General features: G+C 47.2%; 16 protein-coding genes. 15 read left to right on the top strand and 1 reads right to left on the bottom strand.

Features of this window, described 5'->3' with window-relative positions; translation table 11 throughout:
* Window positions 1–18: 18 nt before the first annotated feature.
* On the bottom strand, window positions 19–660 hold the full coding sequence (locus HNQ41_RS09595; RefSeq protein ID WP_184664212.1) for a YigZ family protein: 642 nt from the start codon (window positions 658–660) through the stop codon (window positions 19–21).
* Between the two features lie 714 nt (window positions 661–1374).
* Between HNQ41_RS09595 and HNQ41_RS09590 the strand changes: the two genes are divergently transcribed.
* The 15 genes from HNQ41_RS09590 (at window position 1375) to hag (HNQ41_RS09520) (ending at window position 16110) form a co-directional block, all read left to right on the top strand.
* Window positions 1375–2502 carry a sensor histidine kinase gene (locus tag HNQ41_RS09590; RefSeq protein ID WP_184664211.1) on the top strand — a complete coding sequence of 376 codons (1128 nt, stop codon included), beginning with the start codon at window positions 1375–1377 and terminating at the stop codon, window positions 2500–2502.
* Window positions 2503–2710: 208 nt separating this feature from the next.
* Window positions 2711–3418, top strand: coding sequence for a response regulator (locus HNQ41_RS09585; RefSeq protein WP_281394005.1), 708 nt, complete (start codon window positions 2711–2713; stop codon window positions 3416–3418).
* Window positions 3419–3739: 321 nt separating this feature from the next.
* A complete protein-coding gene (locus HNQ41_RS09580; protein ID WP_184664210.1) occupies window positions 3740–4588 on the top strand; it encodes a DegV family protein in 849 nt (282 codons plus the stop codon).
* Window positions 4589–4699: 111 nt separating this feature from the next.
* Entirely contained in the window at window positions 4700–6193 is a 1494-nt protein-coding gene (locus HNQ41_RS09575) for an ATP-dependent helicase ComFA (RefSeq protein WP_184664209.1), read from the top strand.
* A 390-nt stretch (window positions 6194–6583) separates the two neighbouring features.
* Window positions 6584–7318, top strand: coding sequence for a ComFC family protein (locus HNQ41_RS09570; RefSeq protein WP_184664208.1), 735 nt, complete (start codon window positions 6584–6586; stop codon window positions 7316–7318).
* A gap of 144 nt (window positions 7319–7462) precedes the next feature.
* Window positions 7463–7900: a TIGR03826 family flagellar region protein gene (locus HNQ41_RS09565; RefSeq protein WP_184664207.1), complete on the top strand. Its 438-nt coding sequence runs from the start codon at window positions 7463–7465 to the stop codon at window positions 7898–7900.
* Window positions 7901–7976: 76 nt separating this feature from the next.
* On the top strand, window positions 7977–8240 hold the full coding sequence (gene flgM, locus HNQ41_RS09560; RefSeq protein WP_184664206.1) for a flagellar biosynthesis anti-sigma factor FlgM: 264 nt from the start codon (window positions 7977–7979) through the stop codon (window positions 8238–8240).
* Between the two features lie 37 nt (window positions 8241–8277).
* Window positions 8278–8784: a flagellar protein FlgN gene (locus HNQ41_RS09555; RefSeq protein WP_184664205.1), complete on the top strand. Its 507-nt coding sequence runs from the start codon at window positions 8278–8280 to the stop codon at window positions 8782–8784.
* A 57-nt stretch (window positions 8785–8841) separates the two neighbouring features.
* A complete protein-coding gene (gene flgK / locus HNQ41_RS09550; protein ID WP_184664204.1) occupies window positions 8842–10773 on the top strand; it encodes a flagellar hook-associated protein FlgK in 1932 nt (643 codons plus the stop codon).
* Window positions 10774–10882: 109 nt separating this feature from the next.
* A complete protein-coding gene (gene flgL, locus HNQ41_RS09545; protein WP_184664203.1) occupies window positions 10883–12070 on the top strand; it encodes a flagellar hook-associated protein FlgL in 1188 nt (395 codons plus the stop codon).
* Between the two features lie 241 nt (window positions 12071–12311).
* The gene (locus HNQ41_RS09540) at window positions 12312–12893 is read left to right on the top strand and encodes a DUF6470 family protein (RefSeq protein WP_184664202.1); all 582 of its coding nucleotides are present in this window, start codon (window positions 12312–12314) and stop codon (window positions 12891–12893) included.
* Between the two features lie 466 nt (window positions 12894–13359).
* Window positions 13360–13815 carry a flagellar assembly protein FliW gene (gene fliW, locus HNQ41_RS09535; RefSeq protein ID WP_184664201.1) on the top strand — a complete coding sequence of 152 codons (456 nt, stop codon included), beginning with the start codon at window positions 13360–13362 and terminating at the stop codon, window positions 13813–13815.
* Window positions 13816–13818: 3 nt separating this feature from the next.
* A complete protein-coding gene (csrA, locus tag HNQ41_RS09530) occupies window positions 13819–14067 on the top strand; it encodes a carbon storage regulator CsrA (protein WP_184664200.1) in 249 nt (82 codons plus the stop codon).
* Window positions 14068–14276: 209 nt separating this feature from the next.
* Window positions 14277–15167, top strand: a complete 891-nt coding sequence (gene hag / locus HNQ41_RS09525; protein WP_184664199.1) for a flagellin Hag — start codon at window positions 14277–14279, stop codon at window positions 15165–15167.
* 67 nt (window positions 15168–15234) lie between these two features.
* Window positions 15235–16110: a flagellin Hag gene (gene hag, locus HNQ41_RS09520; protein WP_184664198.1), complete on the top strand. Its 876-nt coding sequence runs from the start codon at window positions 15235–15237 to the stop codon at window positions 16108–16110.
* Window positions 16111–16277 lie beyond the last annotated feature (167 nt).

Below are 16277 nucleotides of genomic sequence, written 5' to 3'. Positions count from 1 at the left end.
CAGATTGCTTTGCAGAGGTTACGTTTCGGTTACGTCGATTTCGAGGTAACTGTGTTCGCCGTCTTCGATGGTGGCTTGTCCGTTGGTGAGGTTGGTGATCCATTCGCGGAAGGCGTCTTCGTCGCCGTCTTCGATGTAGGAGTGGAAGATGACTTGTTCGGCGTAGTCGATGTTTTTCAAACGGAAGCGGGAGTTGCGCAGTTCGTTTTCGAGTTTGCCGAGCCAGCCGTAGTCGACTTTGACGGATAGGGTTTGGACGAGTCGTCTTTCGACGACGCCGGTTGCGTTGATGCCTTCGGTTGTTGAGCTTCCGTATGCGCGGATGAGTCCGCCTGCGCCTAGTTTGATGCCGCCGAAGTAGCGGGTGATGACGACGGCGGTGTCTTTGAGTTGTCGTTTTTTGAGTACCTCTAGGATTGGGACGCCTGCGGTGCCGCTCGGTTCGCCGTCGTCGTTGGCTTTTTGGATGTGGTCTTGTTCGCCGATCATGTAGGCGGAGCAGTTGTGTGTGGCGTTCCAATGTTTTTTCTTAATGTCGTTAATGAATGCTTGGGCGTCTTCTTCTGTTGTGACGCGTTGGACGTAGGCGATAAAGCGTGATTTTTGGATGACAATTTCGTGCTCGCCGTAGCCTTTTACAGTATAATAGGAAGAAAGCATAAATGACTGACTCCTTTCGTGAGTATATGAACATGTTGTGGATTGTTGTTTTATAGTGCCGCTCATTATGGACTGTGATCCGGGAATGGGGAGCGGGTTGAACGCAACGGACATTGATTCCGCTATTTCTCGAAAAATGGCCTTTTTTTGAGCCTTCGCGGACATAGGTTCCGTTATTTGGATAAAATCAAGGGAAATGTAGGGTTTATAAGCGCATTAACGGAACGTATGTCCGTTTCCAAGCGATTAAACGCCTTTTTGGCAGTAATAACGGAATGAATGTCCGCACAGCCTATATCGCCGATGTTCAAGCGCCTTCCACTTTTCTGTCGTCTAGCTTCAACGCCTACGAGCTCGAGGTTGCTTCAGGCCTTTTCTGAAGCCAAAAAGCGGCTTCAGTCAAAGTCCTTCCAGCACTTGTCGCTCGTAAGCAAGGCGTTTCAGCTTTTGTGTTAGCGTACGTGTTTCGTTGGGTGCTGTCAACTGATAAGCATTTGTGAGGGTTTTTGAATAGGGAGAAAGTATTAAAGAAATCGTATAAATAAACTTGTTAATAGACCGCAATGAAATTGTAAAGAATGTCATACTTTGTCGAAAAAACGCTGAAACCTTTTAAACTCAAGGTCGACGGGTGTAATGGGGACAAAAGTTTTAGGTCGTTTGGTGCTAGTGCAATGTATGTACGTTAGATACCGTAACTTGGGGGAATCAATCATGTCTAAACCAAATCTCGACGAAATTCTAGATAAAATGCTTGAAACTGTAGGTGATAGTAAAGAGCAAGTATATGACATTCACGAAGAAACCGAACGTGAATACAAGCAATTGCAACAAGAGTTGAAACAGGTTCAAGCCCAAGTCGTCGAGGTGATTGACGATGCAGAAAAAATGGAGGTGCATTCCCGATTCGCTCGCAACCGGCTTGCCGAAGTTAGTAAACAATTTTCAAATTACAGCGATGAAGATGTCAAAGATGCGTACGAACAAGCGAATGACTACCAAGTTCGTCTTGCCGTACTTCGGCAAAAAGAACAACAACTTCGCGAGCGGCGTGATTATATTGAAAGACGCTTGAAAAAGTTAAAAGAAACGGTAGAACGTGCCGAAGCGCTGATGAGCCAAATGACCATCGTCATGAATTATTTAACAGGTGACTTGCAAAATATTCAGGAAATGGTTGAAGACGCAAAAGAAATGCAAGGGTTCGGTCTGAAAATTATCGAAGCCCAAGAAGAAGAACGCAAACGATTGTCCCGTGACATTCACGACGGGCCAGCGCAAATGATGGCCAACGTCATGCTTCGCTCAGAGCTGGTCGAACGAATTTTTGAAGAAAAAAGTCCTGAGGAAGCGATGAATGAAGTGCGCGAGCTCCGTGAAATGGTGAAGAATTCGCTCACCGAAGTTCGTCGGATTATCTACGATTTACGTCCGATGGCCCTTGATGACCTCGGTCTCGTGCCAACATTAGCGAAATACTTGAAAAACATTGAAGAACGCGGGGACGTAACCGTCTCGTTCCAACACGTCGGTCGAGATCGCCGCCTGCCTACGAAAATGGAAGTGGCCCTCTTTCGCTTTGTTCAAGAAGCGGTGACCAACGCACTGAAACATGGCGAACCCAAAAAGGTCATCGTGAAAATAGAGTTAAAAGCGACAAAGGTGATCGTGGCGATTAAAGACGATGGAAACGGCTTCGACCCAGAAGATAAAAAAGAAGGGTCATTCGGATTAGTTGGCATGAAAGAACGGGTCAATATGCTCGACGGCGAATTTAGTATCGACTCCAAACTTAATAAAGGAACATTGATCGTTGTACAATTGCCGATTAAAAATGATTGATGTCAAGCAAAAATATGTCGATTCGCTTGCAAATGAGGTAGACGAGCATCGGTCGTGGCGTTAATATATAAGTAACGAATCATAATCTAGAAACACAAAACACTTAAAACGCAGTGAGCTGATATACATGACTGTCATAGTGAAAAGGCCTTAGTAAAGAGGGGTCATAAAGAACAGTTTAGGACGTGTATTAGAGGAGGAAACGAAAATGACAGATCAAATGGAAAATGTACGCATTATATTAATTGATGATCACCAACTTTTTCGCGAAGGGGTCAAACGAATTTTAGCGATGGAATCGTCGTTCTCAATTGTCGCCGAAGGAAACGATGGAGAACAGGCGATCGAACTCGTGAGGGAGCACCAGCCTGACGTCGTATTAATGGACATCAACATGCCCGGCATTAACGGCGTAGAAGCAACGAAAAACCTCGTCGACACGTTCCCGGAAGTGAAAGTGCTCATCCTGTCCATTCACGACGACGAATCATACGTTACCCATTCACTAAAAACAGGCGCCGCCGGTTACCTGCTAAAAGAAATGGACACAGCCGCACTCATCGACGCCGTCAAAGTTGTCTCATCAGGTGGGTCCTACATCCACCCGAAAGTCACACACAACTTAATCAACGAATATCGCCGCCTCGCTAACGAAGGAAGTGACAGCGCAGAAGTCGGATTCCGAGAAGTCGAATACCGCCGCCCACTCCACCTTCTCACCCGACGCGAATGCGAAGTACTACAACTGATGACCGATGGATACAGCAACCGCGCCATCGGCGAAGAACTGTACATCAGCGAAAAAACCGTCAAAAACCACGTCAGCAACATCCTACAAAAAATGAACATGAACGACCGCACCCAAGCCGTCGTCGAAGCCATCAAACAAGGCTGGGTCAAAGTCTACCAATCATAACGAGAAGCGCCATCACTCAACCACGAGCGGTGGCGTTTTTTCTTATCGGATGCTTTGCGTAAAAATGAGGGGTGTTTGCGTAAAAAATGGACGCCTTTGCGTAAAAATTAGCCCACATTGCGTAAAACGGATAAAACTTCCTTTTTTCATAAAAGAAAACAAATCGCGCACCCCAATCCGACCCTCCATGCCACGTCCACGAAACAAAACCTTGCCACCTCCTCACCCGACTAGACATCCCTACCTACTATTGATACGATATACGATAAGAATCCATCGCGCATTATGAACACCACTAGACAGAGAATGGAAGTGATCAACATGCGAAAAACCGCCTTCATCACAGACAGCACCGCATACATATCCGAAGAAACACGCCAACAAAAAGGCATCACAATGGTCCCATTAAACGTCACGTTCGGAAACGAAACCTACCAAGAACTCACCGAGCTCACAACCGACGACTTTTACGAAAAAATCAAACACGCCGACGAACTACCAACAACATCACAACCAGCCATCGGCATCTTCGTCGAACAACTCGAACAACTAGCCAAAGACAACGACGACATCATCATCGTCACCTTATCAAGCGGCATCAGCGGCACCTACCAAAGCGCCCACACCGCCGCCGACATGGTCGAAGACGCCAACGTCCACGTCTTTGACTCCGAAGTCAGTTGCATGCCACAAGGCTTTTACGCACTCAAAGCCGCCGACATGGCCCAACAAGGCAGCTCAGCCGAAGACATCATGCAAGCACTAGAAACGATGCGCGCAAACACCCGCGCCTACTTCATGGTCGACGACTTGAATCACTTACACCGAGGAGGACGACTTAACGGCGCCCAGAAAATCGTCGGAAGCCTCCTACAAATCAAACCCATCCTCCACTTCGAGGACAAAGTCATCGTCCCATACGAAAAAGTACGCACCGAGAAAAAAGCACTCGCCCGCATCTTCGACCTACTCGCCGAAGACGCACAAGACGACAGCGCACTCGACATCGTCGTCATCCACGCCAACCGCGAACAAAAAGCCGACGAACTCATCGACAAGCTCAAAAACCAATACCCAAACGCACACGTCCACAAGAGCTACTTCGGCCCCGTCATTGGCACCCACCTCGGCGAAGGCAGCCTCGGCATCGGCTGGGTCAAATCCTCTTAGAGAACGTACCATTGCCGTTTTCTCCACACAGCACGCCCTACTTTCTGCCACACCCCACGGCCGCCTCTTACGAGCGGCCTGGGTAAATCCATACAAAGGAGCACACCCCCTATGTTATTTGTCCTTGAACAAAACTGGCTTGTGCCAGTCACAGAAAACGACCCACCCGCCAATGCCCAACCACTTAGCGCCTTCACAAACCACACGATCCAATGGCCACAACCTGATCGGAACTTCTCCTTTAACACTGAGTTACAACAAATCCTCACGATGCGCAGACTCACCACCGACGAAATCAACCACTCCATTTCAACACTCTATGACCACGCCCGAAACGGCTACGTCCGTTTTGAAGCGGGTATCACATTTTCTGCAAGTGGTCGTCCGCACTGTGTGAGATGCGATAACACCGATCCAACGCGGTTCGCTTCCTTTTCATGCGCGCGATGTGGACAAGAATGCACCTATTGTCGGCGTTGTATCACGATGGGGCGCGTGTCCGCATGCACACCGCTTTGGACGTGGCACGGACCAGAAACTCAACCCGACTCAGCAAACCCGCACACCCTCGCTTGGGAAGGGACCTTGTCACCCTTTCAACAACAAGCATCGGATAAACTCGTCGCCCGTTTACACGAAGCCACCGCAGGAGAATTTCTACTCTGGGCGGTGTGTGGAGCGGGGAAGACGGAGATGCTTTTTCCTGCCATTGAACGCGCCCTCGCACTTGGAAAACGCGTCCTGATCGCGACACCACGGACAGACGTCGTCCTTGAACTTGCACCTCGGTTAAACGAAGCATTCCCTGAAGCGGAAGTCATCGCCCTTTACGGCGGCAGTGAAGACCGTTTCAAGCAAGGTCAGCTCGTCGTTAGTACAACCCACCAATTGCTTCGTTACAAAGATGCGTTCTCGTTTGTGATCATTGATGAAGTTGATGCGTTTCCGTATTCCGCAGATGCGATGTTGCATTTTGCAGTTCAAGAAGCGCGCACGCCTGACGCCGAGACAGTTTATTTAACCGCCACCCCGAGCCCTGACATGAAAACTCGCGCTCGCACAGGTCGCCTTCCATACGTTACCGTTCCGCGCCGCTATCACGGGTTTGATCTTCCTGTCCCATCATTTCGCTGGTGTGGAAACTGGCGCACCTCCCTCCAACGAGCGCAGATTCCAACCACCGTATCTACGTGGCTTCGTCCGTATGTAGACCAAGACGTACCCGTATTTTTATTTCTCCCATCGATTGTCCTATTAGAACAAATCCTGCCCACCTTTCAACAACAATACCCGTCCGTCGACGGTGTGCACGCCGAAGACGCTGAGCGTAAAGAAAAGGTGCAAGCGTTTCGCGATGGAACGACGAAAGTGCTTCTCACAACGACGATCCTCGAACGAGGCGTCACCGTCCCAGGTAGTCAAGTCGCTGTCGTCGGCGCAGACGCCCCGGTTTTCACCGAAGCCGCCCTCGTACAAATCGCTGGTCGTGCAGGGAGAAAAGCATCAGATCCAAACGCTGATGTCATTTATTTTCATTACGGCATCACCCGTGAAATGGCCGCAGCGAAACGTCACATTGAAGCGATGAATGAAAGTAAAATGTAAAGACTGTTTAGGATTTAGTTCGCACTCGGATACGCTACAGGTGGACATTGGTGATTTAGACCTCAGGTGAATGTGGCTCGCGGACATACGTTCCGTTATTTCAGCTAAATACGCCATTTTTTGGGGGTGAACGGACATATGTTCCGTTATCACTCACTTTTGTAGGCAATAAAGGGCGTTTTTTCACAAATAACGGAACTCATGTCCGAAAAACACTCAAAATTAGCTTCTTTTAAGTAAATAACGGAATCAATGTCCGCCACCCGAAAACGAAACAGTGAACGTGACCGCATTGAGCTAACCTGGTGTCGCACCTATCACTTCTCCAAGTTCATCAGAAACAACAAAGTATACGAAAAGAGCCAATTTAAAAGAGAGGAGCAAAATTGTATGCGCCAAGTCCGTTCTTTGATTGAAACGACGTCCCGTTGTTTGTATTGTCAAAACACGTTTTCAGAAAGGCCCGGTTGGAATTGGGTGTTTTCTTTTCACAAGCAAGAGCCGTTATGTCAACGCTGTCGGGACATGTTCGTTCGCATCGAAGGGGATGTGTGTCGTGATTGCGGTCGCCCGTCTGAGGAAAGCGCAGAAACTGACACGTGTCAAGATTGCCGCCAGTGGCAAACTGATTCCTTTTGGGAAAGCAATTCGTTTCAACATCGCGCTTTATATGCTTATAATGATTTTATGAAAGACGTGATCAAAACGTTGAAGTACACGGGAGACGTTGCACTCGTTGATTTGTTTGCCGAAGACTTACGAAAGCTCGTTGACAAACACGTTCGTCATACAGTCGCGATCCCGATCCCAATTACGAAAAAACGCGCCTTTGAGCGTGGGTTTAATCAAGCGGAACAACTAGGCCGCGCCTTCACGCTCACGCACGCCCTTGAGCGTGTTGATAGCGGAGAGCAACAAAGTAAGCGAACGCGCAAAGAGCGAATCGACGCGCTGGATGGTGCTTTTCAAGTGACGTCAACTTTAGACCCGAGTCAACTGAACAATCAATCCGTCGTGATCATCGATGACGTGTACACAACTGGTGCAACATTAAGAGCAGCTGCAAAACCGTTATTAGAAGCGGGAGCTGCACGCGTGTTCGCCGTCACCGTCGCCCGTAGTTAAGTTCGCCTGGCACCGTCGTTTGCGCTTCGTCTCGCTGTCATTCCGCTTAAGTCGCCGGGAATTCGTAATTTTTCGCTCAAAAACGTAAACAATCCCGTCTGATTAACCGATACTAAAAGTAGAAGATTAGAGGAGGAATTCAATATGGGGGAATTAGCTAATTGCCCGCGTTGTGGAGAAGTATTTGTGAAAGCACTTCGTAGTGTTTGCAGTAACTGTTATCAAGAAGTTGAAGAGATGTTTCGCACAGTCTTTAACTATATACGCAAGCGCGAAAATCGGACGGCGACGATGCGTCAAGTAGTGGAAGGTACCGGTGTGTCAGAAGATCAAATCATTCGTTTCATCAAAGAAGGCCGTTTAAAACTAAGCCAATTCCCGAACTTGACATATCCGTGTGAATCTTGCGGTAGCGAAATCCGCGAAGGACGAATTTGCGAATCGTGCCGCACTGGAATCAAATCAGATTTAAAACATGAAGAAGACTTAAAAGCCGTCGAAGAACGCCAAAAACAAGAAGAGCGAGACCGTAATAGGACGTACCATTCTTTAAACGGAAAAATTAACAGACCGAAGTACTAAACGTTTTCGTTATCACAACCGATAACAAAGACAACCAAAGAACGGCTCACATAGAAGAAAGCGAGGTGACTTGCAGATGAAAATTAATCCATTTCATAATGTGAACCAGATCTACCAAAAGCAAACTCAACAAAACAAGGTCGAGCAAAACGAACGCCCGAAGCAGCGCGACCAAATTGAAATCTCGTCAGAAGCGAAGCGAATGCAAGTCGACGCAAAGCGAGACCCAGAACGCCAAGAGAAGATTGATCAATTGAAACAAAAGATCAATGACGGAACATACGACGTGCCAAGTCAAGACGTCGCGAAGAAAGTCGCTCAGTTTTGGTCCGATGCCTAAATAGTAAACACATACCAACCCTAGGAGGGAAAGAACCATGTCTATTTATGAATTAAAGTCAACACTGACAAGTATGGTGACTGTTCACGAATCGTTATTAACGATTGCTAAGGAAAAACAAACGGTGGTGACTAATGGAGATATGCCCTCCTTAGAAGCGTTGATGAAAAAAGAGACGACGCACATTCATGGGCTTCGAAAACTGGAAGAAAAGCGGCAACAGGCGACCTATGCGATTCTGGCGGAGGAGGGACTTGTCAAAGAGAACGTAACGCTCACTGAATTGATGACGATCTTGCCTCCTGACGAGCAAGACGAGCTGCATGCGTTACAAAAGCAACTCACAGACATCATCACACCGTTACAGCAACAAAATGAACTGAACCAGCAGCTCATTGAAGAGTCGTTGCGTTTTGTCAACTTGTCCCTAGACATGGTGCGCCCAGAAACGGACCCAGGTAACTACAGCCGGCCAAACGCGCAAACACCACACCAAGACGAACCACCAGAACCAGGTCGCTCGCTCTTTGACTCGAAAGCATAACAGCCATAGACCTAACAAACAATCAAAGAACGTAGAGAAGCAGGGAGGACTTATGAGATGACATCAACTTTTCACGGTCTCGAGACCGCGCGCCGATCGATCGCCACGCAACAAGCGGCGCTCCATACAACCGGCCACAACATTGCCAATGCGAATACAGAAGGCTACTCACGCCAACGTGTGAACATGAGCCCAACCGATGCGATGTACGCGCCATCCTTTAACAAACCAGGTGGTGGCGCAGGTCAAATCGGAACCGGGGTTCAAGCCGGCGAAATCGAGCGTGTACGAGAATCATTTCTTGATGCGCAATATCGCAATGAAAATACGAAACATGGCTATTGGGCCGCACGTCACGACTCGCTAGAAAAAATGGAAGACATTATGAACGAACCGACTGACGATGGCATCGCCAACACGATGGACCAATTTTGGTCTGCCCTACAAGACCTATCCGTCAACCCTGAAGACTCAGGCGCACGCTCTGTCGTCAGGCAACGAGGTGAGGCAGTTGCGGAATCATTCAACTATACGGTCAGTTCTTTAGAAGCCATTCAATCAGATCTGCAAAGTCAAATTAATACAAATGTGGAAAATATCAACTCTCTTTCGCGGCAAATTAACGATATGAACCGCCAAATCGCAAGTGTCGAACCACACGGGGACTTACCCAATGACTTGTACGACGAAAGAGATCAACTCGTCGATGAACTCTCCGAATACGTCGACGTCCAAGTTGAAACGGTCTCAAGCGGCGGTGAAGCGAAAGAGAACGCCCTCGGCCAATATACGATCAAACTCTCCGATGAAGACGGTCGCGCCATCGGTGGCACACTCGTTGATGCCCAACGCCAAGAAGCGAACGAAATCGTCGTTGGTTACGATGATGATCATGGGCTTGTCGACCAACTCGCCATCGCGACACCGAAAGCATTACAACAAGCAGATGACATTGAGGACCTAGAAAATATCGGTGCTGTGACGACCTTTGAACCAGAATCATTCAAGAGTCTCGGAAAACTAAAAGCCGACATTGAAGCACACGGCTTCATCGATCGAGACGGTGACCAACAAGGCGATTTCCCAGATATGATCCACAACCTAGATGTCATGGTGCACAACTTTGTTGACGAATTCAATGATGTGCACAGCTCAGGTTGGAGTCTATCAGAAATTGAAAACGGCGAACACGTCGGTTACGACTTTTTCGACTATGACGGCGTCGAACCAAGTGAAGATGACCCGTCCGGAGCCGCAGTGAACTTAAAGGTTTCAAATGACATTCAAAATGAACTAGATCACATCGCAGCTTCTGCAGATGCAGAAAGCAACTACTTCTTAATGGACGCAGAAACGGACAACATCCCAAATGACGCGTCTCCACAAGTACGCGGCCAATATGAAGGCGATGACGAATACTTATATATTCGCCACGAAAATGGTGAGTGGCAATATGCCGAGACGGGTGAAGGCGACCCCGAAGAAGACGACTGGACAACCGTCGAAGAAGACGACATCGATGACGGTGAATTCGCAATCGAAGGTCAAAACATGACGATCAACATCAACGGTCTCGCCGACCAACTTGACCTCGACGACGACGAAAACGCCGATTGGTCGATCGACCTCCCACTCGACGAAACCGAAGCCTACGCCGGAGACGGATCCAACGCGCTTGCACTTGCGAACGTGAAAGACACCGAACTGAACTTCGACGGAACAACCGGCGACGTACAAAGCTTCTACCAAGGCGTCATCGGAGATATGGCTGTAGACACAAACGAAGCCGAACGACTGAAAAATAACTCAGATAGCTTACGAGAATCCGTCGACCAACGCCGCCAATCCGTGAGCGCCGTCAGTCTCGACGAAGAAATGACGAACATGATGCAATTTCAACACGCCTACAACGCAGCAGCCCGCAACATGACGATGATCGACGAAATGCTCGACACCATCATCAACCGCATGGGCGTTGTCGGCAGATAGGGCGCATAGGAAGTGGGACAGTTCGGCGTCGCGACCTTAGCCGAACATCCTTAAAGGGGTCTGACCCCATAAAAGTCCGAACAACGAATAACGATAGAAGGTGAAACCGATGCGCGTAACTCAATCCATGCTCACAAACAACTCACTGAACCACCTGAGCAACAGCAACCAAAAAATGAGCCAAATCCAAGACCAACTATCCACCGGCAAAAAAATCACACGGGCATCCCAAGACCCCGTCGTCGCCATGAACGGCATGCGCTACCGAACCGAGGTAGCTGAAGCCGGACAATTCAAGCGCAACGTCTCCGAAGTCTACAACTGGATGGACAACAGCGACGACGCCCTAGACGAAGCCACCAACGCCATGCACCGCGTCCGCGAACTCGGCGTCCAAGCAGCCAATGACTCTTATGAAGAAGGGCAGCGTGCCAACATCGCAAAGGAAGTTCGTCAATTGCGCGAACATCTCCAGTCAGTGGCCAACACGCAAGCGAACGGAAAGTATATCTTTAATGGCGCCGACACCACCACCGCCCCTGTCGATGAATCGCTACTAGATGTCGGGCTTGATGCGGACGGTTTTCAAAACCAACTAGAAGAAATGGCTGATGAAGAGCGCGATGCCGGTGACTTTCGTTACAACATCACGTACGACGGTGGGAAATACGAAATGGTCGAGCAAAACGGTGACAATGAATTCACATTTGCTCGAACAGACTTACCAGATGGTAAGCAAAAAGAATTGATTTTCAACAAAGAAGAGGGCACAGTGACGTATGAACATACGTACCTAGATGAAGAAGGCGAAGAAGTGACCGACAGAGAGGAACTGCCGGCCCGTCAAGTCGTCGTCTCCCATGAAGATGCCGTTTCTAATAACGATACGAACGTGGAAATCGAACTATTAAAAGGCGTCAACATGCCCGTCAACGTCGATGCGACAAACGTCTTTTCCAGTGACTTCTTCGGTGATATTAAACGTTTAGAAAACATTTTAGAAGACGAAAATGCCGAGACGAGTGAGATTAGTGCCGTCCTCGATAACTTAGACGGACAAATCGACAAAATCGTCGACGAACGCGCCGAACTCGGCGCCCGTTACAACCGTGTTGAAATGATGGACGAGCGTGTGCAAGACCAAGAGATTATCGCCAAACGAATCATGTCTGACAACGAAGACGCGGACATCGCCGAAGTCATCACCAACTTGCAAGAACAAGAAAACGTCCACCGCGCCGCGCTTTCGTCAAGCTCAAGAATCATTCAACCGACGTTAATGGACTTTCTGAATTAGAGGTTGTTTTTGAAATTTTTTTGGATGAAATCGGAGAAGCGAAAGGTGGCGACTCCCGCGGGAAAAGCAATAGCTGAAGACCCCGCAGTGAGCTTCTGCTCACGAGGAGGCTGAAGCATTGCCCGTGGAAAGCGTCCACCTGTAGCGAATCTGAGGAATAACTTATCCAAAGGCTAATCCTACTAGAACAAAGTCTAATTAAAACATAGGTGTTACGTGATGACTGCTAGGAGTGAACGAGATGCAAGTGCCGCAAATTCAAATGAATAGCCAAACTGCACAAATCGGGATGCAGTCACAACGCCCACAAATGCAGGTTCAACAACCAGAAGCGGACTTGTCGATCCAACAACAGCACGGCGGGATGACGATTCACAAACAAGACGGGCAATTGTCGATTGACCAATCACAAGCCTTTGCTGAAGCGAACTTAATCGGCCCACTCCGATCGAGCGATGAATTTGCCGCGCAAGCAAGTCAAGCCGCTTTCCAATACGCCGCCAAGGTCGCTCAACAAGGAGAAATGCTCAAGCAAATTGAAAGCGGTCAGCCCGCCATCCCAGAAATCGCTAGGCAAGACGGCATTTTAGATCCACCACCCCAAGTCACCCACGGGTGGATGCCATCAAGCGCATTCAGCGTCCAATTTGATTACAACGCCGGTGACATCAACGTCGACGCCCAACCAGATAACCTGGACATTCACGTAAACAAAAATGATCCCATGATCGACATCCCCCGCTGGCAACGCGACGTCTACCTTGAGCAGAAAAATAACTTGACGATAGACGTTGTTGGAACGAATGTGAATCGTCATTTGTAAAGGATGTTTTGTTATCGCTCGAATCCGTTGCAGGCGGACGCTTTCCGCGGGCAACGCCTCAGCCTCCTCGGGAAAAACGCCCTGCGGGGTCTTCATCTGTTGCTTATCCCGCAGGAGTCGCCGCCTTCCACTCCTTCAAGCTGATTTGTAATATAAACGTATTCCACAACTTACAAAGGCTGACTTGGTTAACTAAATTGATTTTGAAAAGACGGTGTTGTTCTGTTAAATGAGCGGAAATCAACGACACTCCAGCGGAAGAACGAGCCAAACGAGACCCCACAGGCGAGCGATACCGCCCTGATGGACTTCGGGTGAGGAGGCTCGTGGGCTCGTCCGCGGAAAGGGAGTTGATTGTAGCGAATGAATAGTACCAAAAGAGAAGCACCGTAGCTTCCCGGCGCTATTGTTATCAGCAATCATACAAGCTACAATAGGTATATATTATAAAAGCGTGGTGAACAACGTGAATATAGAAACGAAATACAATGGACAAGTTACCATCAACGAATCGCAAATCATCCAATTTCCACAAGGCTTACCGAGCTTTGAAGAAGAAAAGCAATTTGTCTTATTATCGTTAAAAGGGGAGGAGGGTCCCTTTTTCGCTTTACAATCTGTTAACACGCCTAATTTAGCATTCGTCGTCATTAACCCGTTTTCGTTCTTCCCGAATTACGAAGCGAAATTAACAGACGCGACCGTCGAACAACTTGAAATAGAATCAGGCGAAGACGTCGCCCTATTCGTGATTTTAACGGTTAAAGATCCATTCGAAGAAACGACAGCAAACTTACGTGGTCCAATCGTCATCAACCGTAAAAACCAACAAGCAAAACAAATCGCCTTAACGGAAAGCGACTATCATACAAGGCACCAAATCATTCAACCTCAAGCGGCGGCAACGGAAAAGGAGGGGTAAGCGATGCTTGTTCTCACCCGGAAAGCAAATGAATCAATCCAAATCGGTGATGATATCGAAGTGAAAATTCTCGCCATCGAAGGCGAGCAAATCAAACTCGGCATCAATGCCCCTAAAAATGTGGATATTCATCGTAAAGAAGTGTACCTCGCCATCCAAGAAGAAAATAACGTCGCCGCACAAGATGCTTCTCTTGACGCATTGACGAAACTTACTTTGCAACTAGAGACAAAACAAAATGATAAAGAATAGCCATCCGAAAGGGTGGTTTTTTTGTGGAACTATTTTTATAAATTTTTTCAAGGTAACTATTAAACATTGATGACTTTCGTCCGATATAAGATATGTAGCTGATGATCAGTGGGAGGGCGGCCGACTTTCGACTGACATCGCTTGAACGAACTTCTAACTACAAGGACGTGGGCAGAAGTAAAACACATATCTCAAGGAGGAATAGTATTATGATTATTAACAACAACATGATGGCGCAAAATGCGCACCGTCAAATGGGTATCAACCAAACAAACCAACAATCTGCAATGGAGAAACTTTCTTCTGGTCAGCAAATCAATCGTGCTGGTGATGATGCAGCAGGACTTTCCATCTCCGAAAAAATGCGTGGACAAATTCGTGGTTTAGAGCAAGCAAGTCAAAACTCGCAAGATGGTATTTCATTAATTCAAACAGCTGAAGGCGCATTGGATGAAACTCATAATATCTTACAGCGTATGCGTGAATTAACTGTACAAGCAGGTAATGAAGGTACGAACCAAGAAGAAGATTTAGAAGCGATTCAAGATGAAATTGAGGCATTGGTTGATGAAATTGATGGAATTTCAGATCGTACTCAATTTAATGGAAAAGATTTATTAGATGGTGACTTTGATGAAGATAGTGACAATCCTCTTATTTTCCAAATTGGAGCAAATGAGGACCAAAATTTGGAATTGCATATTGAAGATATGAGTGCGGATGCATTGGGAACAACAGGTGATGATGGAGCTACTGATATCCAAATGGATGATATTGATGTTAGGAAATTTGCTGACAATTCACCAGATGAGGACAATGATGGGTTTGATGATCAGTTAGAAGCTATCGATGCAGCAATTCAACAAGTATCGGATCAACGTTCTGAACTTGGTGCAACACAAAACCGCTTAGAACACACAATCTCTAACCTAGACAATGCAGCTGAAAACCTACAAGCAGCAGAATCTCGTATCCGTGATACGGACATGGCTGCGGAAATGATGGAGCAAACGCAAGCTAACATTTTAAATCAAGCTTCTCAATCGATGATGGCACAAGCAAATCAAGAGCCACAAAACGTTTTACAACTACTTCAATAAAATAAAGTAGAACTCTAACCACAAGGAAGTGGATAGAAAACATAATTTTTCAAGGAGGAATAGTATTATGATTATTAATAACAACATGATGGCGCAAAACGCACATCGTCAAATGGGTATCAACCAAACAAACCAACAATCCGCGATGGAGAAACTATCTTCAGGTCAACAAATTAACCGTGCAGGTGACGACGCAGCAGGACTTTCAATCTCCGAAAAAATGCGTGGACAAATCCGAGGTCTTGAACAAGCTAGCCAAAACTCACAAGATGGAATTTCTTTGATTCAAACGGCTGAAGGTGCGTTGGATGAAACTCATAATATCTTACAGCGTATGCGTGAATTAACTGTACAAGCAGGGAACGAAGGAACGAACCAAGAAGAAGATTTAGAAGCGATTCAAGATGAAATTGAGGCATTGGTTGACGAAATTGATGGAATTTCAGATCGTACTCAATTTAATGGAAAAGACCTGTTAGATGGTGACTTTGAGGATGATGATGGAAATGGAGACGCCTTAGTTTTCCAAATTGGAGCAAATGAGGATCAAAATTTAGAGTTGCATATTGAAGATATGAGTGCTGATGCTTTGGGATCAGATGATATAAAGATGGATGATATTGATGTTACTGACTTCGCCGGTACTGACCCAAGTGACACTGACGGTTTTGATAACCAGTTAGAAGCTATCGATGATGCAATTCAGCAAGTATCGGATCAACGTTCAGAGCTTGGTGCAACACAAAACCGCTTAGAGCACACGATCTCTAACCTAGACAATGCAGCGGAAAACCTACAAGCGGCAGAATCTAGAATCCGTGATACAGACATGGCTGCGGAAATGATGGAGCAAACGCAAGCTAACATTTTAAATCAAGCTTCCCAATCGATGATGGCGCAAGCAAATCAAGAGCCACAAAACGTTCTTCAGTTGCTTCAATAAAATTCTAACTACAGTATTTCAAAGAGGTTTGCTATTTTGCGAACCTCTTTTATTGTGTGCCCGGCATGTCTAACAGCTAGGTGGTGAAAGTCCACTACAGGCTTGGCAGTGGGAACTGTTAGCGAATGGCAAGGGTATCCACCGTGAGGTGGAATCTGAAGGAAGCC

Source organism: Texcoconibacillus texcoconensis, assembly GCF_014202575.1.
In the GTDB taxonomy this organism is placed as follows: Bacteria; Bacillota; Bacilli; order Bacillales; family Salisediminibacteriaceae; genus Texcoconibacillus; species Texcoconibacillus texcoconensis.
This window is presented reverse-complemented; position numbering and strand designations above follow the sequence as displayed.